Genomic DNA, 24161 nt, shown 5'->3' with positions numbered 1-24161 from the left:
AAAGCTGGTTTATTTCACATACCGCCGGGAGCCGCTCGGGAACCCCTGATCCGGGGCGTCATCAGAGAACTTTCTCAGGTGTATATTGAAGTCGAGAGGACCCCTGGACCCAACCCCATGAGCCACAAATTGAAGATTGCCGGCTGGATTTCCGTAGGCGCCCTTGCCGGAGCGCTCACCACGGTCTCGTTGCAGACCGTCGCGCGTGGCTCGCTGGCGCCGCTGCCGCTGGAAGAACTGCAGCAGCTCGCCGCCGTGTTCAGCATGGTGAAGACCGACTACGTCGAGCCGGTGGACGAGAAGAAGCTGATCACCGATGCCATCTCCGGCATGGTGGCCAGCCTCGACCCGCACTCCCAGTACTTCGACAAGAAGTCCTTCAAGGAATTCCGCGAAGGCACGTCCGGCCGCTTCGTCGGCGTGGGCATCGAGATCTCGCAGGAAGACGGCCTGGTGAAGGTGGTCTCCCCGATCGAGGGCTCGCCCGCCTTCCGCGCCGGCCTGAAGACCGGCGACCTGATCACCAAGATCGACGACACCGCGGTCAAGGGCCTGTCCCTGTCCGAGGCCGTCAAGCGCATGCGCGGCGAGCCGAACACGCGCGTGATGCTCACGATCTACCGCAAGGACGAGAACCGCACCTTCCCGGTGACGATCACCCGCGAAGAGATCAAGACCCAGTCCGTCAAGGGCAGGATCGTCGAGCCGGGCTACGGCTGGATCCGCCTGTCGCAGTTCCAGGAGCGCACCGTCGAGGACTTCGTGCGCAAGGTGGACGAGCTGTACAAGGCCGACCCCAACCTGCGCGGCCTGGTCCTCGACCTGCGCAACGACCCGGGCGGCCTGCTGGATGCGGCGGTGGCGATCTCCGCGGCCTTCCTGCCCGAGAACGTGAACGTGGTGTCCACGAACGGCCAGCTGCCGGAGAGCAAGTTCGTCTACAAGGCCTCGCCGGAGTTCTACCAGCGCCGCGCCGGTGCCGACCCGCTGCGCCGCCTGCCCGCGCAGATCAAGAACGTGCCGCTGGTGGTGCTGGTGAACGAAGGCTCCGCCTCGGCGTCCGAGATCGTGGCCGGCGCCCTGCAGGACCACAAGCGTGCGATGGTCCTGGGCAGCCAGACCTTCGGCAAGGGCTCCGTGCAGACCGTGCGCCCGCTGGGCCCGGACACCGGCCTGAAGCTGACCACGGCGCGCTACTACACACCGACCGGCAAGTCGATCCAGGCCAAGGGCATCGTCCCCGACGTCATGGTGGACGAGTCCGAGGAAGGCAACGTGTTCTCCGTGCTGCGCACCCGCGAAGCCGACCTGGACAAGCACCTTGGCAGCGGCCAGGGCGCCGAGGTCAAGGACCCGGCCCGCGAGAAGGCCCGCGAGGAAGCTCGCAAGCGCGCCGAGGAAGAGGCCAAGAAGGGCCCGACCGACCGCAAGATGCCGGAGTTCGGCAGCGACAAGGACTTCCAGCTGGTCCAGGCGCTCAACCAGCTCAAGGGCCGCCCGGTCGCCGTCTCCAAGACCCAGGTCGTGGAGAACAAGGAAGAGAAGAAGGAAAACTGATTCTTCCTTCACGGTGAAAAAGCGGCCCGCGGGCCGCTTTTTCATGTGCGCCACAATTCCGCCATGAACGACGACCAGCTGCTTCGCTATTCGCGGCACATCCTGCTCGATGAAGTGGGCCTGGAGGGCCAGCAGCGGCTGCTGGATGCGCATGCGCTGGTGGTGGGTGCGGGCGGGCTCGGCTCCCCCGTGGCCCTGTACCTGGGCACCGCGGGGGTCGGCCGCATCACCATCGTGGACCACGACGCCGTGGACCTCACCAACCTGCAGCGGCAGATCGCCCACAACCTCGAACGCGTGGGGCACCCCAAGGCCGAATCGGCGCGCGACGCGATCGCCGCCATCAACCCCGAGGTGCTGGTGCGGCCGCTGGTGCTGCGCGCCGATGCGCAGGAGCTCGACGAGCTGGTGCGCGGCGCCGACGTGGTGGTGGACTGCTGCGACAACTTCGCCACGCGCCACGCGATCAACCGCGCCTGCTTCACGCACGGCAAGCCGCTGGTCTCCGGCGCTGCGATCCGTTTCGACGGACAGGTGAGCGTGTTCGACGCGCGCAGCAGCGCCAGCCCCTGCTACGCCTGCGTGTTCCCGCCCGACCAGTCCTTCGAGGAGACGCGCTGCGCCGTCATGGGCGTGTTCGCGCCGCTGGTGGGGATCATCGGCGCCATGCAGGCCTCCGAGGCCTTGCGCCTGCTCACGGGGGTGGGGACTTCGCTGGCGGGCCGCCTGCAGATGCTGGACGGCCGCACGATGGAATGGACGGAGATGCGCGTACGGCGCGACCCCGCGTGCCGCGTGTGCGGCGCGCGTGCGGCGGCGGCCTAGTCGCTCAGGCCGAGCAGGCCGACGACCATCTCGGCAGACGGCGGCGTCTGCACCACCATCTGCACTTCGGCCTCCGCGGGCTCGCCCAGCGCAACGAGCGCGGCGGCAAGCAGGGTGCCGAAGAAGACCATGGCGGACGGGATCACGTGTTTCATGCTGTGGGTGGGGCGGAAACTGCCTGCCCCTTGAACAGCAGTGTTCCAGAAGGTAAATCCGCCGTCAGTCGGCGTGCTGCCGCGCAGCATGTGGTCCGGTGCCTACAGTCGCTGCCGTAGGATTCATCCTACCTTTGGCCCGGGGGCCCGCTGGCACAATGGCCCGCGGTCAGAGGGGACCGGCGGCCACCCGGCCGCGCAAGACAAGCCACACCAGTGGAACTGCGAACCTACATCGTCGAAGACAACACGACCATCCGCGAGAACCTGATCGACACGCTGGAGGAGCTGGCATCGGTGCGGTCGCTCGGGTGGGCCGAGGCCGAGAGCGACGCGAGGGCGTGGATCGCGGCCCATCGCGGCCAGTGGGACCTGGTGATCGTGGACCTGTTCCTCAAGCAGGGCAGCGGCCTGGGCGTGCTGGAAGCATGCCAGGACCGCGGGCGCGAACAGAGGGTGCTGGTCCTGAGCAACTACGCTACGCCGGACATGCGCAAGCGCTGCGCGCAGCTGGGCGCCGACGCGGTCTTCGACAAGTCGAACGAGATCGATGCCCTGGTGGACTATTGCCTGGCGCTCGCCGGGCGCCCCTGAATCAGTCGATCAGCTTGTTCTTCAGGGCGTAGTACGTGAGGTCGCTGTTGGAGGAGAGGTTCATCTTCTCCATCAGGCGCGTGCGGTACGTGCTGACTGTCTTCACGGACAGCGACAGCGCCTTGGCGATGTCGCCGGCGGTCTCGCCCTTGGCAAGCTTGAGGAACACCTGGAACTCGCGCTCCGACAGCTGCTCGTGCGGCGCGCCGCCTTCCTTGCGATTGAAAGCTGCTGCGCGAGCAGTTCGGCAACCGCCGGGGAGATGTAGCGCCGGCCCAGCGCGATGGTGCGGATCGCGTTGACGATCTCCATCGGCTCGCATTCCTTGTTCAGGTAGCCGCTGGCGCCCTGGCGGATCAGGTTCATCGCGTAATGCTCTTCCGGATAGCCGGAGAGGATCAGGATGCCCACGTCAGGCGCTTTCGCCCGGATCATCCCCAGCGCGTCGATGCCGCTCTGGCCCGGCATGGACAGGTCCATCACCAGGACGTCCATCTCGGTCGTGCGCACGAGGTCGATCGCCTCGCGGCCGCTGGATGCTTCGCCGACGACGCGCAAGTCGACCTGCTCCGAAAAGAACTGTTTGAGCCCCGACCGCACGATGGCGTGGTCGTCCACAATGCCGACTTTGATCATGCTTCACCTTCTTCGCCAAGCTGATTCATTGTGCCCCACTTCCGGTTGGAAATGGCCTACCCTTGAGTCATGACGTGCGCGGATTCTATTCACAACGCTGAGTCTTTAGGGTGAAACTGCTGTCATCTTTCGCCTCGTCGCGAGGTGCGATAAGCCTCATCCTTGCGCTGCTGGCAGCGCTCGTGCTCATCGGTATCAACGAAACGGGCTACAGCCAGTCCAGCCGTGCCCTCGAGCGCATCGAGGAGTACACGCGCACCCGCAACCAGGTCAATCGGCTGCTCCAGCATGTATTGGATGCCGAGACCGGGTCCCGCGGCTACCTGCTGACCGGCGATCCCCGCTACCTGGAGCCCTACAACGCGGCCGTTGCCGAGATCGGCCAGAACCTCGAGGGCCTGCGCAGGAACTACCCGGCGGAGGCGGCCGAATCGGCGACCCTGGGCCAGCTCACGCGCAACGTACAGCGCAAGCTGGCCGAGATGGACCTGTCGGTGCGCATGCGCAAGCAGGGCAACGAGGACGCCTGGAAGTTCGTGCTGATGACCGACGTGGGCAAGGAGCACATGGATGCCATCCGCGAACAGGCGGGCAAGCTGATCCAGTCGGCGACCAGCGGCATGATGGACGCGCAGGACCAGGTGCAGGACACGCTCGGCCTCGCCCGCGCCGGCATCGCCATCGTCGCCACCGCCGCCCTGATCGCCTTCTATCTGTACCTGCGCCAGACCACCCGCCTGAAGCTGGCGGGCGAGCAGCAGCAGGCTGCGCTGCAGCAGGAACGCGACCTGCTGGAGTCGCAGGTGCGCGAGCGCACCGCCTCGCTCGCGCAGCTGGCCACCCACCTGCAGCAGGTGCGCGAGGACGAGCGCGGCCACCTGGCGCGCGAGCTGCACGACGAGCTCGGCGCCCTGCTGACCGCGGCCAAGCTCGATGTCGCGCGGCTGAAGTCCCGGCTGGGGACGCCGCCGCCGGAGGTGATGCAGCGGCTGCAGCACCTGACCGAGACGCTCAATAGCGGCATCGCGCTGAAGCGCCGCATCATCGAGGACCTGCGGCCCTCCTCGCTGGCGAACCTGGGGCTCACCGCCTCGCTGGAGATCCTGGCGCGCGAGTTCTCGGAACGCTCGGGCATCGACGTGGCCACCAGCCTGGAACAGGTTGAGATGGACGAATCGGGCCAGCTCACGATCTACCGCACCGTGCAGGAGTCGCTCACCAACGCGAGCAAGTACGCGGAGGCGACGCACGTGGAAGTGAGCGTGCGCGGCTACAGCAACCACGTGGAAGTCGAGATTCGCGACGACGGCAAGGGCTTCGACGTGCGCAACGTCAAGCCGACCACGCACGGCCTGGCCGGCATGCGCCACCGCGTCGAGGCCGCCGGTGGCCGCCTGAACATCGGCTCGCAACCGGGCAACGGCACGCGCATCCTGGCGACGCTGCCCAAGGCCCGCACGCAGCAGCCGGCGCCCGCGCTCGATCCGGACTCGATCACGACCGTCTGAATTACTGTAGTCGCGGTCCTACACCCGTTCACGCCCGCTCCTGATCACTGCGTCGGCGCATATGCCTAAGCTAGCCGCAGGCACGGATTCGCCTGTCGTGCCGTTGCGCCCAAGGTCCATCAAGGAGTTCCCCGTGCTGCATTACGCCGTCGCCTTCCTCGTCATCGCGCTCATCGCCGCGGTGCTGGGATTCGGCGGCATCGCGGCGGACGCCGCCGGCATCGCGAAGCTGCTGTTCTTCGTCTTCGCGGCCATGGCGGCCGTCGCATTCGTGATCGGCCTGAAGCGCAAACCCTAGGCAGCCGCACACCCCAACAAGAGAGGACCGCCCTATGAACGAAACACTCGACAGCACTCGCCGCCTGGCCGCCGAGGCCCTGGACCGCGCGAGCAGCACGGTGAAGGACCTGCGCTCCGGCATGTCCGACCGCGCGTCCGCCGCACAACGCTACATGGGCGAATACGCCAGCGTCGGCAAGACCTACGTGACCGACCACCCCTGAAATCCGCGCTGATCGCGGCCGCCGTCGGCGCCGCCGTCGCGGGCATCGTGATCGCCCTGCGCCACCGCCGCGACTTCGAAGACCGCTACTTCTGACAACCGGACGCCCATGGTGCATCCGATCATCTCGGTGCTGATCACCAAGCCGGAACTGGTGATGGAACACGTGGCGGGCTACGCCTCGCTGATGCGGGACGAAGCCTCCTCGGTGGGACTGGAGGTCGCCAGGCGCGCCGTCGCGTGGGGCGTCACCCTGTTCGCCGCGCTCGTGTTCCTGATCCTGGCCGGCGTGGCCGCCATGCTCGCGAGCGTGCAGGATCAGTTCTCCTGGGCGTTCGTGCTCGTGCCGGCGATCCCGCTGGCGATCTCCATCATCGGCTTCACGGTGGCGCGCAAGCGCCTGCCGGAAAAGGCGTTCTCGGAGCTGAAGGCGCAACTGGACGCGGACGCCCAGGTGCTGCGCGCCATCGGTGCGCGGTCATGAGCCAGGCCTCGGACAAGCTGGCCCGCAGCCGGCAGGCCATCCTCGAGCACGTGGCGCGCCGCCAGCGCAAGCACGATCCGCGCGAGGAGCTGCCGGGGCATGCGTTCAGCGACGAGAGCTTCGGCTACGCCGACGAGCCGCCGCTGGATCCCGGCGCCGGCTGGTTCGGCCACCTGTCGCACGGCGTGAAGACCTGGTGGCGCTACCACCCGGCCCACATGGTGGTGGACCTGGCCACGCCGCTGATGCGCGGCTACGCGCGGCGCAAGCCGCTGCAGCTGCTCGGCATCTCGCTGGCGGCAGGCGCGGCGCTGACGTTCGCGCGGCCCTGGCGCCTCATTTCGCTGACCACGATCCTGGTGGCGCTGCTGAAGTCCTCTCAGCTGTCGCACCTGTTCATGGCGGCGATGTCGGCGGCGGACTACCGCAAGGATCACGACCGTCCTGATTGAAACCGGCTATCCGGGGAGTACGGTGCGGCTTCCCGGTGCGCTTCCTGAAAACACCGCACCAGACTCAAAAGCAACCCACAAGGAAGGGAGTTCACCATGAAACAGACCCGCGCCATCGCGCTTGCGATCCTCACCGGCCTCACCCTGGTCACCAGCGGCTGCGCCGTGATGCGTGGCCAGACCGACGTCGGCACCTACGTCGACGACCGCACCATCACCACCGCGGTCAAGGCCAAGCTGATCGAGGACAAGCGCACCGGCGGCCTGTCGATCAACGTCGACACGCTGAACGGCGCCGTCGCGCTGTCCGGCTTCGCCAAGTCCCAGGCCGAGAAGGATGCGGCCGGCCAGATCGCGGCCACCACCCGCGGCGTGCGCGAAGTGCGCAACAACCTGGTCGTGCGTCCGTAAGCAGCGCACCGGCTGCGGGCGGCACGCGCCGTCCGCGAGGGCAGGCTGCCATGCGGCCTGCCCTTTTTTTTTTTGCCCCGGGGACCCAGAACCATGAAGACCTTCCATTGCCAGTACTGCGGCCACGCGCTGTTCTTCGAAAACGTGCAATGCCTGCAGTGCGAGAGCCCCCTCGCCTTCCTGCCCGATCGCCTGAACATGGCGGCGATCGAACCCGTGACCGAGGATGGGCAGGACCTGTGGCGCCCGCGCAGCCGCGGCAAGAAGCAGTCTTCCGCCCGCTATCGCCTCTGCCACAACCACGAGACGCAGAACGCCTGCAACTTCGCGGTGCCCGCGTCGGACCCCAATGTCCTGTGCGTGTCCTGCCGCCTCACGCGCATCCTGCCCGACCTCTCGCAGCCGGCCAACCCGCTGCGCTGGTACCGGCTGGAAGCCGCCAAGCGGCGCCTGTTCTATACGCTGGCCAAGCTGGGCCTGGTGGCCACCACGCCGCAGGATGGCCAGGCCGACGGCCCCATCTTCGAATTCCTCGCCGACATGCCTGGGCAGCCCGTGATGACCGGCCATTCGCAGGGCCTGGTCACGATCAACGTGGCCGAGGCCGATGACGCCGAACGCGTGCGCCGGCGCGAGGAGATGCACGAGCCCTACCGCACCCTGCTGGGACACTTCCGGCACGAGTCCGGCCACTACTACTGGGACCGCCTGATCGCCGAAGGCGGCCGCCTGGAGGACTTCCGCGCCGTGTTCGGCGACGAGCGCGCGGACTACCAGCAGGCGCTGCAGGACCACTATGCGCGCGGCGGCGCCCTGCCGGACTGGCAGGACGACTTCGTGAGCGCGTATGCCTCCTCGCATCCCTGGGAGGACTGGGCGGAGACCTGGGCGCACTACCTGCACATGGTGGACCTGCTGGAGACCGCGGCCGCCTACAACACCCGCCTGACCATTCCCGGCCAGGAGGAGATGGAGGTCGAGGACGTGGTGAACCCGCTGGAAACCGGCCGCCCCGACTTCGACCTGCTGGTCGAGCAGTGGGTGCCGGTGACGCTGCTGGTGAACAGCCTCAACCGCAGCCTGGGCCAGGAGGACGCCTACCCGTTCGCGCTGTCGGGCGGCGCGCTGGAGAAGCGCGCTACGTGCACGACGTGATCTGCCAGACGCGGTCACAGGCCCGGACCACCGAGCCGCATCGCGAGGAGAAGGCGGCGGAATCCTCCGCCTCCTGAGGCCGGTCAGCCCAGCGTCAGCTGGTTGTCCACAGCCTTCACGCCACTGACGTTGCGCGCGATTTCGGCGGCGCGGTCGCGGGCGGCGGGGTCGGGCGCGCGGCCGCGCAACGTGACCTTGCCGTCCTCGACATGCACGTCCACCTTGATCGCCCCGAAGTCCGGGTTGGTGGCCAGCGAGGTCTGCACGTCGGTCGCGATCCGCTGGTCCTGGTCGTTGGCCGGCGCTTCGGCGCCGGCGCCCATGCGGGTCGTGTCGTTGTTGCCGACGCCGATCGCGGCCGTCTCTTCCTTCGCGCCGTCCGTGCCCTGCCGGTTGATCTCGACGTTCGGCTGCGATGTCTGCGTCTCGGTGTTCTCGACCCGTTCTCCGCAGGCCCCCAGGGCCAGCAACACCGCCAGCGAGGACGCGGTCAGCGCGGCGCGGGCCATCGTGGAATTCTTCATCTGTATCTCCCAACTGCTTTCAGTCTGTGCCTCCACTGTAGGAAGAGGCAGGCCGCACCAGAGTGCGGGCGGGGAGGATGCGCCTGTAGGAGAAGTGCAAGCGGGTTCCTAGGCCGCGTCGTCGGCCTCCATGTCCCTGAGGATCCTCTCGAGGCGGGTCGCGAGCGACTCGGTGGTGAGCTTCTCGCGGAAGCGCTCCACCATCAGCGGCAGGCTCATCGGGCTGGGGTGCCGCAGCGGCGCGAACACGAGTTGCTTGGCCCGCATGCGGCGCAGTGTCTCGCCCAGGCGCGAGATCTCCAGCTCCTGGCTCAGCACTTCGTTCTCCGCCTGGTTCAACAGCAGGTTGCCGGCGTCGTACTTGCGGAACACCTCGAAGAACAGCGCGCTGGAAGCCTGCAGCTGGCGCGTGCTTTTCGGCTGGCCGGGGTAGCCGGTGGAGATCAGCCCCGCCACGCGCGCGATCTCGCGGAAGCGCCGCTGCGCGAGCTCGGTGGAGTTCAGCGAGGCCAGCACGTCGTGCAGCAGGTCGGTGCCGGAGAACACCCGCTGGCTGGTCACCGGTTCCACGTCGAAGGGCGCGGCGCTCACCAGCTCGAAGCCGTAGTCGTTGATGGAGATGCTGAAGGTGTTGGGCGCCTCGCGCGCGAGCCGCCACGCCAGCAGGCTCGCCAGTCCCAGGTGCACGTTGCGGCCCGCGAAGGGGTAGATGTACAGGTGCTGCCCTTCGCGCGACTGGTAGGCCTCCACCAGCAGCGTATGCGGCGTGGGGATCTTCGACAGCCGCTGCTGCGTCAGCAGCATGGGACGCGCAGCCTCCAGTTCCGGCTCGAGGAAATCGCCCTGCGCCGCGCTCTGCATCATCTCCAGCACCGCGTCGCTCAGCTCGGTGGACAGCGCCATCTTGCTGCCCATCCAGGTCGGCACGGTTCCCTTGTTCTTCGTGGCCTTGCGCACGTAGGCGGCCATGTCGCGCACCCGCACGAACTCCAGCAGCTTGCCGGCGAAGAAGAAGTGGTCGCCGGGTTTCAGGCGCGCGATGAAGCCCTCCTCCATCGTGCCGATGTGGGCGCCGGTCAGGTACTTCACCTGCATCGCCGCATCGCTGACGATGGTGCCCACACCCAGGCGGTGGCGCCGCGCCACCCCGCTGTCCTGCACGCGGTAGATGGCGTCCTCGCCCCGCACGATGCGGTGGTACTCCGGATAGGCGCCCAGGCTTTCGCCGCCGCGCTCGCAGAAGGCGACGACCCAGTCGAACTCCGCGCGCGTGAGCTTGCGGTAGGACCACGCGGACGTCACCTCCGCGAACAGTTCGTCCGCCCGGAAACCGCCACCCAGCGCCACCGTCACCACGTGCTGCACCAGCACGTCCAGCGGCCTCTCCGGCGGAGTGCGCTTCTCCACCCGGCCGCTGCGGGCCGCCCAGCGCGCGGCCGCCGCCTCGATGATCTCCATGGTGTTGGTGGGCACCAGCGTCACGCGGCTCGGCCGTCCCGGCGCGTGGCCGCTGCGGCCGGCGCGCTGCATCATGCGCGCCACGCCCTTGGCGGAGCCCACCTGCAGCACGCGCTCGACCGGCAGGAAGTCCACGCCCAGGTCCAGCGAGGACGTGGCGACCACGGCGCGCAGCGTCCCTTCCTTGAGCCCGTTCTCCACCCACTCGCGCGTGGCCTTGTCGAGCGAGCCGTGGTGCAGCGCGATGTGGCCGGCCCACTCCGGGCGCGCCTCCAGCAGCAGCTGGTACCAGACCTCCGCCTGCGAGCGCACGTTGGTGAACACCAGCGTGGTGCCGGAACGGTCGATTTCCTCCACCACCGGCATCTGCATGCGCACCCCCAGGTGGCCGGCCCAGGAGTACTTGCCCGGATCCGGCGGGATCAGCGTGTCGATGACGAGTGTCTTGTCGATCCGGCCGCGCACCAGGCGCGGTGCGGGATCGGGCTGCGGCCCGCACAGCACGTGCATGGCGTCTTCCAGGTTGCCCAGCGTCGCGCTCAGCCCCCAGGTGACCAGCCCCGGGTGGAAGCCACGCAGCCGCGCCAGCGCCAGCTGCGCCTGCACGCCGCGCTTGCTGCCGATCAGCTCGTGCCACTCGTCGATCACCACGTACTCCACGCCGGAGAGCTCCTCGCGCGCATGCTCGCGGGTGAGCATCAGCGTGAGCGACTCGGGCGTGGTGACCAGCACGGTGGGCATGCGCCGGTCCTGCCGCGCGCGCTCGGCGCTGGGCGTGTCGCCGGTGCGCAGGCCGATCGTCCAGTTCGGCGCCAGCTCGCGCAACGGTTCGGCCAGGGCCTTGGTCGTGTCGGAAGCAAGCGCGCGCATGGGCGTGAGCCAGACCACGCGCAGCGGCTCGGCACCGCGGCCGTGCGGGTGCCTGCGCAGCAGGGCGTCGAGCATGCCGAGCCAGACGGCGTAGGTCTTGCCGGAGCCCGTGGTGGCATGCAGCATGCCGCTGCGTCCCTGGTCCACCGCCTGCCACACCTCCTGCTGGAAGGCGAAGGGCTGCCAGCCCCGCCCCGCCATCCAGGCAGCGGCCCGGGCACCCGCTTCGTTCGCGCTCATCAGCCCGTCACCATCCTGCTGCGCCGTGGGCATGCGGGTTTCTGCGGAACGATTGCATGGAACAATCGATTGTGCGGCAAGTAGAGTGGGCCCTGGCGCGACCGAGCGGCCACCGGAGACAAGCCATGAAGAAAGAACCCTTGCCGCGGCACTGCTGGCGCTGGCGGCGGCCACGGCCCACGCGCAGGCCCCGGACAACACCCTGCGCATCGTGACCGGCTTCGCGCCGGGCGGCGCGACCGACCGCGTGGCACGCATCGTCGCCGAGAAGCTGCAGGCGAAGCTGGGCATGACGGTGCTGGTGGAGAACAGGACGGGCGCCGGCGGCTGGCTGGCCGCGCAGCAGGTCAAGGCGGCGCCGCCGGGCCAGCACATGCTGATGGTCGCCAATCCCGCCGTCATGGTGGTGGCGCCGCTGGTCTTCAAGGACAACGGCTACGATCCCGAGCGCGATTTCGTCCCGGTCTCGCATGTCAACGACTACGACTTCGCCGTGACCGTCGCCGGCGCCGTGCCCGTGCGCGAACTGTCGCACCTGGTCGCCTGGCTGCGGGCCAATCCGGACCAGGCGAATTTCGGCGTGCCGGCCACCGGCAGCCTGCCGCACTTCGTGGCGCTGATGCTGGCCGAGCGCGCCGGCGTGAAGGCGCAGGTGGTCGGCTACCGCGGCTCCGCCCCGCTGATCACCGACCTGCTCGGCGGCCAGGTGCCGGTCTCCATCGACACCCTGGAGACGGTGCTGCCGCAGCACGAGGCGGGCAAGGTGCGCATCCTCGCGAGTTCGGGTGCCGCGCGCAACGTGATCTCGCCGAAGGTGCCGACCTTCCGTGAAGCCGGCCTGCCCCTGGTGGCGACGGGCTGGAACGCCTTCTTCGCGCCCGCGACCATGCCGGCCGCCGCCGTGCAGCGCTATGCCACCGCGATCACCGAAGTGATGAAGGACGCCGACACGCAACGCAAGTTCCTGGCCGCGCAGATGAGCCCCGTGGTCTCCACGCAGGCGCAGACCGCGGCCATGCTCAAGGCCTACCGCGCCCAGTGGGCACCGGTGGTGCAGAAGTCGGGCTACCAGCCCTGAAGGATCCCGCCATGAAACAGCTCCTCGCAGCGGCCCTGCTCGCCGCCTCCCTCGCGCCCGCCTTCGCGCAGGCACCCGCCTGGCCCACGAAGCCGGTGCGCTTCGTCAACAACTTCCCCCTGGCGGTCCCTCGGACATGATCGCGCGCTCGGTGGCCGACGTGCTGCAGAAGCAGAAGCAGTTCAACCAGCCCTTCGTGGTGGAGAACAAGGCGGGTGCCAGCGGCAACATCGGCGCCGACTCGGTGGCGAAGGCCGCGGCCGACGGCCACACCGTGCTGTTCGGCATCGACAGCACCTTCACCGTGAATCCGCACATCTACAAGGGCATGCCCTTCAAGGCATCGGACCTGCGGCCGGTGATGATCATGGCGTCCTCCGGGCTGCTGGTCGGCGTGCATCCGTCCACCGGCTTCAAGGCCATGAAGGACCTGGTCGCGGCGGCGAAGGACAAGCCGGTCACCTTCAGTTCGGCGGGCAGCGGCAGCCCGGGCCACCTGGCGGCGGAGCTGCTCACGGAAGCGACCGGCGCCAAGGTCACGCACGTCCCCTACAAGGGCAACACCCCGGCCGTCACCGCGGTGCTGGCCGGCGAAGTGAACGGCGGCGTGCTCGCCACGCCCGGCATGCTGCCGCACGTCAAGGCCGGCAAGATCGTGCCGCTGGCCGTCACCAGCCGCAAGCGCTCGACGCTCGCGCCCGACATTCCGACGATCGCCGAGGCGGGCCTGCCGCAGCTGGAACAGGAAGTGTTCTACCTGGCGATGGTGCCCGCCGCGACGCCGGAACCGGTGGTGCAGGCAATCCAGAAGGCGATGGTCGACGCGCTCGCGCGCGCCGAAGTGCGTGCCCGCCTGGACGGCCTGGACCTGCACTACGAAGGACTCACGGGGGCGGCGGCCGGCAAGCGCCTGGCCGAACTGTCGGAGCGCTACGGCAAGGTGATCCGCGTCACCGGCATGAAGGTCGAGTGATGGCACGGCGGCCCAACGTCATCTTCATCGTCGCCGACGACCTCGGCTTCGCGGACCTCGGTTGCTACGGCGGACGCGACGCGGAGTTCGGCCGCGTGTCGCCGCAGCTCGACACGCTGGCCGCCAGCGGCATCCGCTTCACGCAGGGCTACTCCAATTCGCCCGTGTGCTCGCCCACGCGCTTCGCCTTGATGACGGCGCGCTACCAGTACCGGCTGCGCGGCGCCGCGGAAGAACCGATCAACAGCAAAAGCCGCGGCAGCACGACGCTGGGCCTGCCCGCGGAACACCCCACCGTGCCCTCACTGCTGAAGAAGGCGGGCTACCGCACGGCCCTCATCGGCAAGTGGCACCTCGGTTATCCGCCTGCCTTCGGCCCGCTGCGCTCCGGCTACGACGAATTCTTCGGGCCGATGTCCGGAGGCGTCGACTACTTCACCCACTGCAGTTCCAACGGCCAGCACGACCTGTGGATCGGCGAAGAGGAGAAGGCGGAGGAAGGCTACCTCACCGACCTGCTGTCGCACCGTGCCGTGGACTACATCGACCGCATGGCGCCGCGCAGCAGCGAGCAGCCCTTCTTCCTCAGCCTGCACTACACGGCGCCGCACTGGCCCTGGGAGACGCGCGAGGACGGCGCGCTGGCGCAGCAGGTCAAGGACAACCTGTTCCACCTGCACGGCGGCAACATCCACACCTACCGGCGCATGATCCACCACATGGACGAAGGCATAGGCTGGGTGATGCAGGCGCTGCGCAGGCACCACCTGGAACAGGACACGCTGGTGGTCTTCACCAGCGACAACGGCGGGGAGCGCTTCTCGGACAACTGGCCGCTGGTGGGCGGCAAGATGGACCTCACCGAAGGCGGCATCCGCGTGCCCTGGATCGCGCACTGGCCGGCGGTGATCGGCCCCGGTGCGACCAGCGAGCAGCACTGCATGACGATGGACTGGTCCGCCACCGTGCTGGACGCGGCCGGCGCCGAAGCGGAAGCTGCCTACCCGCTGGATGGCGTGTCCCTGTTGCCGGTGCTGCGCGAGCCGGCCCGCACCTTCGCGCGCCCGCTGCACTGGCGCATGAACCACCGCGGCCAGCGCGCTGCGCGACGGCGACTGGAAGTACCTGCGGGTGGACGGCCACGACTACCTGTTCGACATCCCCGCCGACGAGCGCGAGCGCGCCAACCTCGCCGGACGCGAGCCCGCGCGCCTGGCCGCATGCGCGATGCGTGGGAAAGCTGGAATGCGACCATGCCCCCATCCCGGAGGATGCGACGATCAGCCTGGGCTACTCGGTGAAGGACATGCCGCAACGTTAAGCTCAGGCGAATGTCCAAGCTGTCCCGCTGGTTCCCTTTCCTCCAATGGCCCCGCCCCGGCGCGCAGTTGCTGCGCGGCGAGGCCATCGCCGCCCTGACGGTGGCCGTCGTGATGATCCCGCAGTCGGTGGCCTACGCGGGCCTGGCCGGCATGCCGCTCGTGACGGGCCTCTATGCCGCCTTCCTGCCGCCCCTGCTGGCGGTGCTGTTCGGCGCGTCCACGCGCCTGTCCACCGGGCCGGCGGCCCTCAGTTGCGTGCTGGTGGGCGCCTCGCTGGTGGGGCAGGCGCAACCGGGCAGCACCAGCTGGGTCGCGCTGGCCGTGTGGCTCGCGCTGCTCTCGGGCGGGCTGCAGATCGCCGTGGCCGCCACCCGCTCCGCGTGGGTGCTGAACCTGGTGAGCTCGCCGGTGCTGGCCGGCTTCACGCAGGCGGCGGCCTTGCTGATCATCGCGTCCCAGCTGCCTTCGCTGCTGGGACTGCAAGGCTCCCTGCCCGAGCTGCTGCACGGCGCGCAGCTGGATCCGCAGGCGCTCGCCTATGGCGTGGTGAGCCTGGTGCTGTTCGTGGTGGCGCGCCGCGTGGCGCCGCGGCTTCCCATCATGCTGATCGTGCTGGCCGCCGCGGCCGTCCTCAGCCACTTCAGCGGCTTCGCGCAGGACGGCGCCGTGGTGGGCCCGCTGCCGCAAGGGCTGCCCACGCCCTACTGGCCGGGGTGGCCCGGCTGGGAAGCCTTTTCCACGCTGATCGCGCCGGCGCTGGTCATCACGCTGGTCAGCTCGCTGGAAATGGCCTCCAGTGCGAAGGTGGAAAGCCAGCGGGACGGCAAGCGCTGGGACGCCAACCAGGACCTGTTCGGCCAAGGCGTTGCGAAGCTGGGTTCGGCGCTTTGCGGATCCTTCGCCACCAGCGCCTCGTTCTCGCGCTCCGCGCTGACGCTCTATGCGGGCGCGCGCACCGGCTGGGCGACCGTCATCGCGGTGGCCTTCATCATGCTGTTCCTGCTGTTCCTCACGCCGGTGCTGTCGCCGGTGCCGCGCGCGGTGCTGGCGGCGGTGGTGGTGGCGGCCGTCTCCAGCCTGTTCAAGCCGCGCACCTTCATCGACCTGTGGAAGATCGACCGCGTCGAGGCCGCGACCGCGGCCATCACCTTCGCCGTGACCCTGCTGACCGCCCCGCGCATCTACTGGGGCGTGCTCACCGGCATGCTGATCGGGCTGGCGCACTTCCTGGTGCTGCGGCTGCACCCGCGCATCATCGAGGTCGGCCTGCACCCGGACGGCAGCCTGCGCGACCGCCACCTGTGGAAACTGCCGCCGCTGGCGCCGCGACTGTACGCGCTGCGCATGGACGCCGAACTCGATTTCGCGTCGGCCACCGCGATGGAGCGCGCGATCGTGGAGCACCTCGCCGCCAACCCCGACGTGCGCCACGTGTGCCTGTTCGCGCAGCCGATCAACCGCGTGGACGCCACCGGCGTGGAGATGTTCGGGCAGCTGCGCAAGCTGCTCGCCGAGAAGGGCGTCACCCTCCACATCAGCGGCATCAAGCTGCCCGTGGAGCGCGTGCTGCAGAAGGCAGGTTCCTTGCACGCCACACCGTTGCTCAGGATGTACCGGACCGACGCCGAAGCACTGCAGGCGCTTGCCGATTCCGCCGCCTGACCGGGACAATGGCGGCATGCCCGCCAGCCCCGAGACCCTCGACGCCCTGCGCCTGGCCTTCGAGCTCGCGCCCGTGGGCATGTGCGTGACGCAGGACCGCGTGCTGGTGCTGTGCAACCCCGCCTTCGCGCAGATGTTCGGCTACGAGCCGGCCGAACTCGCCGGCCAGCCGCTGGCGCCGCTCTACCCCTCGCAGGACGAATACCTGCAGATCGGCAAGATCGGGCTGCCGGTCATGCGCGAGCAAGGCACCTATGGCGACGAGCGCATCATGAAGCGGCGCGACGGCACGCTGTTCTGGTGCCACGTGGTGGGCCGCGCCCTGGACCGCAGCCAGCCCTTCGCCCACGCCGTGTGGATGTTCGAGGACATCTCCGGGCGTCGCCGCGTGGCGGGCGACCTGTCCGCACGCGAGCGCGAAGTCGCGCAGCACCTGGTCACCGGCTGCACCAGCAAGCAGATCGCGCGCCTGCTGGACCTGAGCCCCCGCACGGTGGAAGCGCACCGCAGCCGCCTGATGAAGAAGCTGGGCGCCGCCAGCCACGGCGAACTGGTCGCGCGGCTGGTCGGCGCCGGCTGAACTACTTCAGCAGCTTGCCCGAGCTGCCGATCACCGTCACCTCCACGTAGCGCGAGCCCACGCGGTTCTGCGGCGAGTAGCCGACGGTGACGCCACCGAGATCGAAGGCCGCCATCGACTCCAGCGCCTCGATCACCTTGCCGCGCGTCGGGTTCGGGCCCGCGCGCCGCAGGCCTTCCACCAGCACCTTGGCACCGAGGAACTCCTCGAAGCTCGTGTAGTTCACCTGCTGGTCAGGCGCGTAGCGCTTCAGCAGGTCCTGGTATTCGCGCACGGCGAGCAGCCGCGGCGTGTAGGGATAGGGCACGACCTGGCTGATCCCGAGGCCGTGCGCGTTGCGCAGGCCGGCCAGCTTGACGATCTCCGCCGGATCCACCACCGAGATGTTGTAAAGCTGCGCGCCGCCGCCGGCCTCGCGATAGCGCTTCACAAAGGCCGCCGTCGGCTTGTTCACCGAGATCATGATGATCGCCTGCGCGTCCGACGCCATGATGCGCTTGACCGCCTCTTCCACCTTGTCGGTGTTGCGTTCGTAGCCGGCGGCCACCGACAGCGGCAGCTTGCGGCGCGCGAGCGCGGCCCGCACGCCTTCCAGTCCCGCCTGCCCGAAGCCATCCTCCTGGTACATCACGGCGATGCGCCGCATGCCCAGCGTGGTGACCTGCTGCACCATGTGCTCGGTCTCGTCGGCATAGCCGGCGCGCAGGTGGAAGATCCAGGGATTGAAGGGCGTGCGCAGGTTCTCGCCGCCGGTGTAGGGCGCCACCAGCGCGGCGCCGCCCTGCTCCAGCACGCCCTCGGCCAGCAGCTTGCCGATGTTGGCGGTGCCGGCGAAGCCGAACAGCGAGAGCACGTCGGAACGCTGCAGCAGCTCGCGGGTGAGCCGCACCGTCTCGTCCACCTTGTAGCCGTCGTCGGCCACCACGTGCTGGATCCGTCGTCCGTGCACGCCGCCCCTGGCGTTCACGTGCTCGAAGTAGATCCTTCCCCCAGTACCATCTGGGCCCCGGTGCTGGCCAGCACGCCCGAGAGGGGTGCCACCTGGCCGACCACCAGGTCCGCATTGCGGGCGCGCACGGCGGGCAACGCGAGCGCCGACCCGAGCCCCAGCGCGAAGCTGCGTCTCTTCATGCTCTTCTCCTCAACGACGTGGCGGCCTGGACGGCTGCCATCGGACCGCGAGGTTAAGGTGAATCGCCTATGCACCTTTGGGGAGAAGCCATTACGTAGTGTTACGTGGGACGCGCAGCGATCGCGTGTTACTACGCTCTTGGCCGCCCCCCGCACGGCTATCTTTCACGCTTTCGGAGCGAGACATGAACCTGGCGAACACGCTGCGGCGCATCGGGCTGGCCGATCCGCAGCGGCCCGCCCTCTACGAGGGAACGCAGCTGCGCTGCACCTATGGCGAGCTGGCGTCGCGCGCGGCGCGGCTGGCGGGCGCCCTGCGCGCGACGGGGCTGGCCCCCGGCGAGCGCGTGCTGCTGTTCATGCGCAACCATCCTGCCTACCTGGAGCTGATGTACGGCTGCTGGTGGGCCGGCCTCGTGGTCGTCCCCGTGAATGCCAAGCTGCACCTGCGGGAAGCCGAGTGGATCGCCGCCAATTCGCAGGCACGCTGTGCCTTCGTCACCGCCGACGTGGGCGCGGGCCTGCAGGTGGACGGCGCCTGCATCGACGTCGAGACGCCGCAGTACGCCTCACTGCTCGAGGCCGCGCCCCTGGAACTGCAGGCGCGCGCGGCGACCGACCTCGCCTGGCTGTTCTACACCAGCGGCACCACCGGCAAGCCCAAGGGCGTGATGCTCACGCACCGCAACCTGATGACGATGGGGCTGACCTATTTCATCGACGTCGACGCCATCGATGCGCGCGACGCGATCGTGTACGGCCCGCCGATGTCGCACGGCGCCGGCATCTACGCGATCCCGCACATGATGGCCGGTGCGCGCCACGTGGTGCCGGCCTCCGGCGGCTTCGACCCGGCGGAGATCTTCGGCCTGGCGCGCGACCTCGGGCGCGTGTCGATGTTCGCGGCGCCGACGGTAGTCAAGCGCCTCGTGGACCATGCTGAAGCGCAGGGCCTGGGCGGCGATGGCTTCAAGACCATCGTGTACGGCGGCGCGCCCATGTACGCCGAAGACATCAAGCGGGCCCTGCGCGTGCTGGGCCCGCGCTTCGTGCAGATCTACGGCCAGGGCGAGACGCCGATGGTGGCCACCGCTCTGTCGCGCGCGCAGCTGCTGGACACGGAACACCCGCGCCATGCGCAGCGGCTGGCCTCGGTGGGCGTGGCGCAGACGCCGGTGGAGGTGCGCGTCACCGACGCGGACGGTCGCGAACTGCCGCTCGGCGAAGTCGGCGAAGTGCTGGTGCGCGGCGACACCGTGATGGCGGGCTACTGGCAGAACCCCGAGGCGACGGCCGCGGCCCTGCGCGATGGCTGGCTGTTCACCGGTGACATGGGGAGCCTGGATGCCGACGGCTTCCTCACCTTGAAGGACCGCAGCAAGGACCTGATCATCAGCGGTGGCTCCAACATCTACCCGCGCGAAGTGGAGGAGGTCCTGCTGACGGTCCCCGGCGTGGCCGAGGCCGCCGTGGTCGGCGCGCCCGATCCCGAGTGGGGCGAAGTCGTCGTGGCCTTCGTCGTCCCGCAACCCGGCGCCTCCGTGCGCACCGCCGACCTCGACGCCGTCTGCCTGGAGCACATCGCGCGCTTCAAGCGGCCCAAGCGCTACGAGCTGGTGGATGCGCTGCCCAAGAACAACTACGGCAAGGTCCTGAAGACGGAGCTGCGCCGGCGGCTGAAGGAAGGCAAGGAATGAACGGAAAGATGCTGCAAGGCCGCCGCGCCCTGGTGACGGGCTCCACGCAGGGCATCGGCCTGGCGGTGGCCGAAGCGCTGGCGGCGCAGGGTTGCTCGCTGGTGCTGCATGGCCTGGGCAGCCCGGAGGACATCGAGGCGGCGCAGGCGCGCGTGCGTGCCGCGGGCGCCCCGCAGGTGCAGTTCTTCGGCGTCGACCTGGCCGATGCGACGCAGGTCGCGCGGCTGATGCAGGCCGCGCAGTCCGGCGGCCCGATCGACATCCTCGTGAACAACGCGGGCATCCAGCACACGGCGCCGATGGCCAGCATGCCGCGCGAGAAGTGGGATGCGATCCTGGCGATCAACCTGTCGGCGGCCTTCGACACCATGCGGCTCGCACTGCCCGGGATGGCGGAGCGCGGCTACGGCCGGGTGGTCAACGTCGCCTCGGTGCACGGCCTGGTCGCATCGGTGAACAAGGCGCCTTACGTCGCCGCCAAGTTCGGCCTGGTCGGCCTGAGCCGCGTGGCGGCACTGGAATATGCCCAGGCCGGCAGCCGCGCCAGCGGCGGCGTCACGGTCAATTGCGTATGTCCCGGCTGGACCGAGACGGCCATCATCCAGCCCCAGATCGATGCGCGCGCGCAGTCGCTGGGCGTGGCGCGTGACGATGCGGTGCGCGACCTGCTGCGCGAGAAGCAGCCCAGCCTGCGCACCTCGCTGCCCGGGGAGATCGCGCGCGTGGTGGTGTGGCTGTGCGAGCCCGCCGCCCACAACCTCACCGGCGCGGCGATCCCGATCGACGGGGGCTGGACGGCACAGTGATGCGCGGCGCGTTCACTTGGGCCGCGGCGCGCGCAGCTCGCGCCCCGGCGCGCTGAGCTCGCCCTTGCGCAGCAGGGCGACTGCGTTCAGCAGCGCGCGCGCCGCGTTGCGCACTTCCTCCTGCACCGCCACGTCCGCGTCGAGCGAGGCATGGCTGGTGGCGTAGGGCTCGTAGTAGCCGATGTAGCGGTCCAGCCGCGCCTGCGCGCCGGCGTCGACCAGGCCCATCCAGTCCAGCCAGTCGCAGGTGGCCCGCCGCGTGCCCTCGATGCCGGCAACGTCGCCGTGCACCACCACGCCGTAGGTGCGGCCCGCCAGGTGCTTCGGGTAGGGCCAGCCCGCGAGTTCGAGCTCCTTGGCCTTGGCCGCGTCCTTGCCGCCGGTGGCCGTGGGGTCCGGGTTGCCGCCGTCCGCGCACACCAGCCGGTCCATCATCAGCTTCAGCGGACTGCTCACCTGGTACCAGTGCGTGGGCGTCAAGAGCAGCACGCCGTGCGCCGACACCCAGCGCTCGTAGATCTCCGCCATCCAGTCGCCGACCTGCGCGGTCGCGTGGTTGGGATAGCAGCTGCAGGGCCAGTGGCACAGCGGCATGGCCGTGGACACGCAACCTTTGCAGGGATGGATGTGGCGGCGGTAGTCGGAGGTGAGCAGGCTCAGGTCCAGGAAGTCGCTTTCGACGCCGCCGGCGTCCAGCGTTTCCTGCGCGATCTTCGCGAGCCGGTAGGTCTTGGACATCTCGCCGGGACAGGAGCCGTCGTTGCGGCTCGCGCACGCGATCACCAGCACGCGCGAAGGCGTGGCAGCCTCGCCCCAGCGCGCCTGCGCCAGCCGCAGCCGCTCGCGGGTCTCGTACCAAGCGACCGAGAGGTCGTAGTCGGGGTCCTGGAACTCGGGCCCGGCCTTGCGCGTGAGCGGCGCCTTGCGGCCTTCGCGGTAGGCGTCCCACGCGATCGCCTCCAGCCGGTCCAGCGCGTCCTGCTCGGCGCGATAGGCAGGGTCGGTGAACTGCTCCAGGAAGCGCTGGCGGAACACGTCGCGCGGATGCAGGCCGGGCCACTGGCCCTTGCGCACGTCGGTCATTGCAGGTCCTCGCTGGCATCCATGGGAAGCTCCCGCAGGAGAAAGCGACAGGCTAGCGCGATTTGCGGCGGCCGGGTATGGCCGGGCTGCGGCGGTTCAGTGCCGGCGCCGGCGCCAGACGAAGAAGTAGGCGACCGCGTTGAACGCGACCAGCCCCGCGCCCAGCACGTACTGCACCGTGCGCGTGAGTTCGGCCGGGTACAGCATCGGCAGCAGGTAGTGCTCGACGAAGCCGCCCGGATAGCCCTCGGCGCCGCCCGCTGCGCGCAAGGCATTTTCCAGCGGGGTCAGCGGGCAGATCGAACCGCTGAACTCGACGAAGGCGGCCCAGGCCAGCGCCGGCAGGTGCACGAACGGCATCCAGCGCCAGCGCAGCGCCAGCAGGCCACCGGCCACCGCAAAGGCGACGAAGGCCAGGTGGAACACCAGCACCGCGTCGGCGAGCAGGCGGTACAGCATGTCAGGCGCTGACGATCCAGCCTTCCAGCGGATCGATGTCGTCCGGCAGGCCATAGCGCGGCGCGCCGCGTTGCGCGGCCCAGGCGGCCTGCACCAGGCACAGCACCGCGTCCAGGCTGTCGCCGCTGGCATCGGCCGCCAGCGCATCGGCCTGCGCATGCGTGAGCTTCAGCCGCAGGCCCAGGCGCGTGCGGCCCTGCTCCAGCGCGGTGATCAGGTCCTTGCGCGCGATCAGGCGGTCGGCCGTCTGCTTGCCCTTCTCGTCGCTCTTGTAGCTGCGCCGGGCGATCACTTCGCGCGCAAGCAGGCCCGGGTAGGCCTCCAGCGCCACGCGCTGCGGATCGCCCTCGTGCAGGCCCGGGATGTGCACGCCGGCTTGCAGCAGCAGCGGCACGGCGGCATGCAGCATGTAGGCCACCGGCGGGTTCACCCACTTCATCGAGGGACTGGACCCCGCCAGCTTGTCGAAGCGTCGGTGCGCGAACTTGGAGCCGGCGGGCCGCGCGGAGCAATAGGCGGCGAAGGTCTCGCGGATCTGCGGTCGCGTGAGCGACGCATAGTGCCGCATGCACTCGCGCCAGCCCGTGGGCCAGCCCAGGTGCTCGACCAGCTCGCGCGGCAGGCCGAAGGGAAAGTCGAAGCCGCCGATCCAGGCATGCGGCGCGCGCAGCCAGTCCAGGAAGGCATCGAGCGACTCGAGCTTTTCCAGGCGCATGAGCTGCACGCGCCCGCCGGCGGCGTGGCCGATGGCCAGGATGATCGGCTTGCGCCGCGTCGGGGCGCTGGAGAAATCGCAGCCGACCAGCACGGGTCAGCTGCGGCCGCAGATGGCGGCCGTGGCCGCCAGGTCCTCCAGCAGCGCCAGCGAGACCTTGCCGGACACCGAGTAGGGGTCCAGCTCCGGCTTCTCCGAGTACTTCAGCAGGATCGAGTGATTGAGCTTGGAGATGTTCACCTGCCCCATGCTCCAGCCGCTGAAGCGGCGCTCGAAGATTTCCTCGTAGTGCAGCAGCGCGACGTCCTTGTGGCGCTTGTCGTGCTGGATGCTGCCGTACAGGTCGCTCACCTGCATGCGGCCGCCTTCGATGCACTGCAGGAAGATGCCGTCGCCGTAGCAGAGGATGCCGGTGATGCCGCTGACCGGGTTGTGCTGCCGCGACTGCGACAGGATCGAATCGATCGCTTCCGGGCTCGTGTCCACCGAGCGGCTGCAATAGAGAAGACGGACCAGCATGTCTTCGCTCCCTAGTCTTTCTGCGGGATCAATGCCAGGAATTCGCGGCGCAGCGCCGGGTTCTTCAGGAAGGCCCCGCGCATGACCGAGTTGATCATCTTGCTGTCCAGGTCCTTCACGCCGCGCCAGGCCATGCAGTAGTGGCGCGCTTCCATGATGACGGCCAGGCCGTCGGGCTGCGTCTTTTCCATGATCAGGTCGGCCAGCTGCACCACGGCCTCTTCCTGGATCTGAGGCCGGCCCATGATCCATTCGGCCAGGCGCGCGTACTTGGACAGGCCGATCACGTTGGTGTGCTCGTTGGGCAGCACGCCGATCCACAGCTTGCCGATCACGGGGCACAGGTGGTGGCTGCAGGCGGAACGCACGGTGATCGGGCCGACGATCATCAGCTCGTTCAGGTGCTCGGCGTTCGGAAACTCGGTGATGGTCGGCGGCTTGACGTAGCGGCCACGGAACACCTCGGTCAGGTACATCTTGGCCACGCGCCGCGCCGTGTCGCCGGTGTTGTGGTCGCTGGTGGTGTCGATCACCATGCTGTCCAGGACGGCCTGCATCTTCTGCGCGACCTCCCCGACCAGCGCATCGAGCTCGCCCGGCTCGATGAAGTCGGCGATGTTGTCGTTGGAATGGAAACGCTTGCGCGCCGCCAGGACCCGCTCGCGGATCTTCACGGACAGGGGCGTGCCCTCGTCGGGGAGGGCCGGGGTGAGCTGGCTGGAGGGATCGGCTTTCATCAGCATCTTCAACTGTAACACCGGGGGT

27 protein-coding genes and 2 pseudogenes are annotated in these 24161 nt (G+C 69.1%); 18 read left to right on the top strand and 11 right to left on the bottom strand.

What is annotated here, in order from left to right; all coding sequences use genetic code 11:
- The first annotated feature begins 117 nt into the window (after positions 1-117).
- Positions 118-1557: a S41 family peptidase gene (locus HK415_RS00275; protein WP_171556347.1), complete on the top strand. Its 1440-nt coding sequence runs from the start codon at positions 118-120 to the stop codon at positions 1555-1557.
- A 63-nt stretch (positions 1558-1620) separates the two neighbouring features.
- On the top strand, positions 1621-2382 hold the full coding sequence (locus HK415_RS00270; RefSeq protein ID WP_171556346.1) for a HesA/MoeB/ThiF family protein: 762 nt from the start codon (positions 1621-1623) through the stop codon (positions 2380-2382).
- On the opposite strand, the gene HK415_RS00265 is transcribed toward HK415_RS00270, so the two are convergent.
- Positions 2379-2537, bottom strand: coding sequence for a hypothetical protein (locus HK415_RS00265; protein ID WP_171556345.1), 159 nt, complete (start codon positions 2535-2537; stop codon positions 2379-2381). The genes HK415_RS00270 and HK415_RS00265 overlap by 4 nt on opposite strands.
- A 216-nt stretch (positions 2538-2753) precedes the next feature.
- On the opposite strand from HK415_RS00265, the gene HK415_RS00260 reads away from it, so the two are divergent.
- Positions 2754-3131, top strand: coding sequence for a response regulator (locus HK415_RS00260; protein WP_171556344.1), 378 nt, complete (start codon positions 2754-2756; stop codon positions 3129-3131).
- A gap of 1 nt (position 3132) precedes the next feature.
- Here the strand turns inward: HK415_RS00260 and HK415_RS00255 are convergent.
- Positions 3133-3767 (bottom strand): annotated as a pseudogene (locus HK415_RS00255) (response regulator).
- Between the two features lie 119 nt (positions 3768-3886).
- Here HK415_RS00255 and HK415_RS00250 point away from each other — a divergent pair.
- From HK415_RS00250 to HK415_RS00220, 7 genes are all read left to right on the top strand, one after another.
- Complete coding sequence (locus tag HK415_RS00250) at positions 3887-5275, top strand: CHASE3 domain-containing protein (RefSeq protein WP_171562999.1); 1389 nt, start codon at positions 3887-3889, stop codon at positions 5273-5275.
- Positions 5276-5408: 133 nt separating this feature from the next.
- Entirely contained in the window at positions 5409-5573 is a 165-nt protein-coding gene (locus tag HK415_RS00245) for a DUF1328 family protein (protein ID WP_171556343.1), read from the top strand.
- A gap of 34 nt (positions 5574-5607) precedes the next feature.
- A complete protein-coding gene (locus HK415_RS00240; protein ID WP_171556342.1) occupies positions 5608-5778 on the top strand; it encodes a hypothetical protein in 171 nt (56 codons plus the stop codon).
- A 108-nt stretch (positions 5779-5886) separates the two neighbouring features.
- Entirely contained in the window at positions 5887-6261 is a 375-nt protein-coding gene (locus HK415_RS00235) for a phage holin family protein (protein ID WP_171556341.1), read from the top strand.
- Positions 6258-6713, top strand: coding sequence for a hypothetical protein (locus HK415_RS00230; RefSeq protein ID WP_171556340.1), 456 nt, complete (start codon positions 6258-6260; stop codon positions 6711-6713). The genes HK415_RS00235 and HK415_RS00230 overlap by 4 nt, the downstream gene beginning before the upstream one ends.
- A 96-nt stretch (positions 6714-6809) precedes the next feature.
- Positions 6810-7124: a BON domain-containing protein gene (locus HK415_RS00225; protein ID WP_171556339.1), complete on the top strand. Its 315-nt coding sequence runs from the start codon at positions 6810-6812 to the stop codon at positions 7122-7124.
- Positions 7125-7217: 93 nt separating this feature from the next.
- On the top strand, positions 7218-8279 hold the full coding sequence (locus tag HK415_RS00220) for a zinc-binding metallopeptidase family protein (protein WP_309246524.1): 1062 nt from the start codon (positions 7218-7220) through the stop codon (positions 8277-8279).
- A gap of 83 nt (positions 8280-8362) precedes the next feature.
- On the opposite strand, the gene HK415_RS00215 is transcribed toward HK415_RS00220, so the two are convergent.
- Together HK415_RS00215 and HK415_RS00210 are read right to left on the bottom strand one after the other, a co-directional pair.
- On the bottom strand, positions 8363-8803 hold the full coding sequence (locus HK415_RS00215) for a BON domain-containing protein (RefSeq protein ID WP_171556338.1): 441 nt from the start codon (positions 8801-8803) through the stop codon (positions 8363-8365).
- 108 nt (positions 8804-8911) lie between these two features.
- Positions 8912-11371, bottom strand: a complete 2460-nt coding sequence (locus tag HK415_RS00210; RefSeq protein WP_171556337.1) for a ligase-associated DNA damage response DEXH box helicase — start codon at positions 11369-11371, stop codon at positions 8912-8914.
- 85 nt (positions 11372-11456) lie between these two features.
- Between HK415_RS00210 and HK415_RS00205 the strand changes: the two genes are divergently transcribed.
- From HK415_RS00205 to HK415_RS00185, 6 genes and pseudogenes are all read left to right on the top strand, one after another.
- Positions 11457-12449, top strand: coding sequence for a tripartite tricarboxylate transporter substrate-binding protein (locus tag HK415_RS00205; protein WP_373684516.1), 993 nt, complete (start codon positions 11457-11459; stop codon positions 12447-12449).
- Between the two features lie 11 nt (positions 12450-12460).
- Positions 12461-12589 (top strand): hypothetical protein, encoded by a 129-nt coding sequence (locus HK415_RS25810; RefSeq protein ID WP_256373032.1) that lies wholly within the window; start codon positions 12461-12463, stop codon positions 12587-12589.
- Positions 12586-13422: a Bug family tripartite tricarboxylate transporter substrate binding protein gene (locus HK415_RS00200; RefSeq protein WP_253261704.1), complete on the top strand. Its 837-nt coding sequence runs from the start codon at positions 12586-12588 to the stop codon at positions 13420-13422. The genes HK415_RS25810 and HK415_RS00200 overlap by 4 nt, the downstream gene beginning before the upstream one ends.
- Positions 13422-14743 (top strand): annotated as a pseudogene (locus HK415_RS00195) (sulfatase family protein). The gene HK415_RS00200 and the pseudogene HK415_RS00195 overlap by 1 nt, the downstream one beginning before the upstream one ends.
- Positions 14744-14753: 10 nt before the next feature.
- Positions 14754-16406 (top strand): SulP family inorganic anion transporter, encoded by a 1653-nt coding sequence (locus HK415_RS00190; RefSeq protein ID WP_171556335.1) that lies wholly within the window; start codon positions 14754-14756, stop codon positions 16404-16406.
- 16 nt (positions 16407-16422) lie between these two features.
- The gene (locus tag HK415_RS00185) at positions 16423-16986 is read left to right on the top strand and encodes a LuxR C-terminal-related transcriptional regulator (RefSeq protein WP_171556334.1); all 564 of its coding nucleotides are present in this window, start codon (positions 16423-16425) and stop codon (positions 16984-16986) included.
- 1 nt (position 16987) lies between these two features.
- Here HK415_RS00185 and HK415_RS00180 read toward each other — a convergent pair whose 3' ends face one another.
- Together HK415_RS00180 and HK415_RS26750 are read right to left on the bottom strand one after the other, a co-directional pair.
- On the bottom strand, positions 16988-17953 hold the full coding sequence (locus HK415_RS00180; RefSeq protein WP_373684515.1) for an ABC transporter substrate-binding protein: 966 nt from the start codon (positions 17951-17953) through the stop codon (positions 16988-16990).
- On the bottom strand, positions 17950-18117 hold the full coding sequence (locus HK415_RS26750) for a hypothetical protein (protein ID WP_373684514.1): 168 nt from the start codon (positions 18115-18117) through the stop codon (positions 17950-17952). The genes HK415_RS00180 and HK415_RS26750 overlap by 4 nt, the downstream gene beginning before the upstream one ends.
- Positions 18118-18302: 185 nt before the next feature.
- Here HK415_RS26750 and HK415_RS00175 point away from each other — a divergent pair, with 185 nt between their 5' ends.
- Positions 18303-19814: an AMP-binding protein gene (locus tag HK415_RS00175; protein WP_171556333.1), complete on the top strand. Its 1512-nt coding sequence runs from the start codon at positions 18303-18305 to the stop codon at positions 19812-19814.
- Positions 19811-20620, top strand: a complete 810-nt coding sequence (locus HK415_RS00170) for a 3-hydroxybutyrate dehydrogenase (RefSeq protein WP_309246523.1) — start codon at positions 19811-19813, stop codon at positions 20618-20620. The genes HK415_RS00175 and HK415_RS00170 overlap by 4 nt, the downstream gene beginning before the upstream one ends.
- A gap of 12 nt (positions 20621-20632) precedes the next feature.
- On the opposite strand, the gene HK415_RS00165 is transcribed toward HK415_RS00170, so the two are convergent.
- From HK415_RS00165 to folE, 5 genes are all read right to left on the bottom strand, one after another.
- Complete coding sequence (locus tag HK415_RS00165; RefSeq protein ID WP_171556332.1) at positions 20633-21703, bottom strand: flavodoxin family protein; 1071 nt, start codon at positions 21701-21703, stop codon at positions 20633-20635.
- A 96-nt stretch (positions 21704-21799) separates the two neighbouring features.
- Positions 21800-22162, bottom strand: a complete 363-nt coding sequence (locus HK415_RS00160) for a DUF2784 domain-containing protein (RefSeq protein WP_171556331.1) — start codon at positions 22160-22162, stop codon at positions 21800-21802.
- A 1-nt stretch (position 22163) separates the two neighbouring features.
- Positions 22164-22970: a DUF429 domain-containing protein gene (locus tag HK415_RS00155; RefSeq protein ID WP_171556330.1), complete on the bottom strand. Its 807-nt coding sequence runs from the start codon at positions 22968-22970 to the stop codon at positions 22164-22166.
- A gap of 3 nt (positions 22971-22973) precedes the next feature.
- The gene (locus HK415_RS00150) at positions 22974-23396 is read right to left on the bottom strand and encodes a BLUF domain-containing protein (protein ID WP_171556329.1); all 423 of its coding nucleotides are present in this window, start codon (positions 23394-23396) and stop codon (positions 22974-22976) included.
- An 11-nt stretch (positions 23397-23407) separates the two neighbouring features.
- The gene (folE, locus tag HK415_RS00145) at positions 23408-24139 is read right to left on the bottom strand and encodes a GTP cyclohydrolase I (RefSeq protein ID WP_373684513.1); all 732 of its coding nucleotides are present in this window, start codon (positions 24137-24139) and stop codon (positions 23408-23410) included.
- Positions 24140-24161: the final 22 nt, after the last annotated feature.

This window comes from Ramlibacter montanisoli (genome assembly GCF_013087525.1).
Taxonomy (GTDB): domain Bacteria; phylum Pseudomonadota; class Gammaproteobacteria; order Burkholderiales; family Burkholderiaceae_C; genus Ramlibacter; species Ramlibacter montanisoli.
This window is presented reverse-complemented; position numbering and strand designations above follow the sequence as displayed.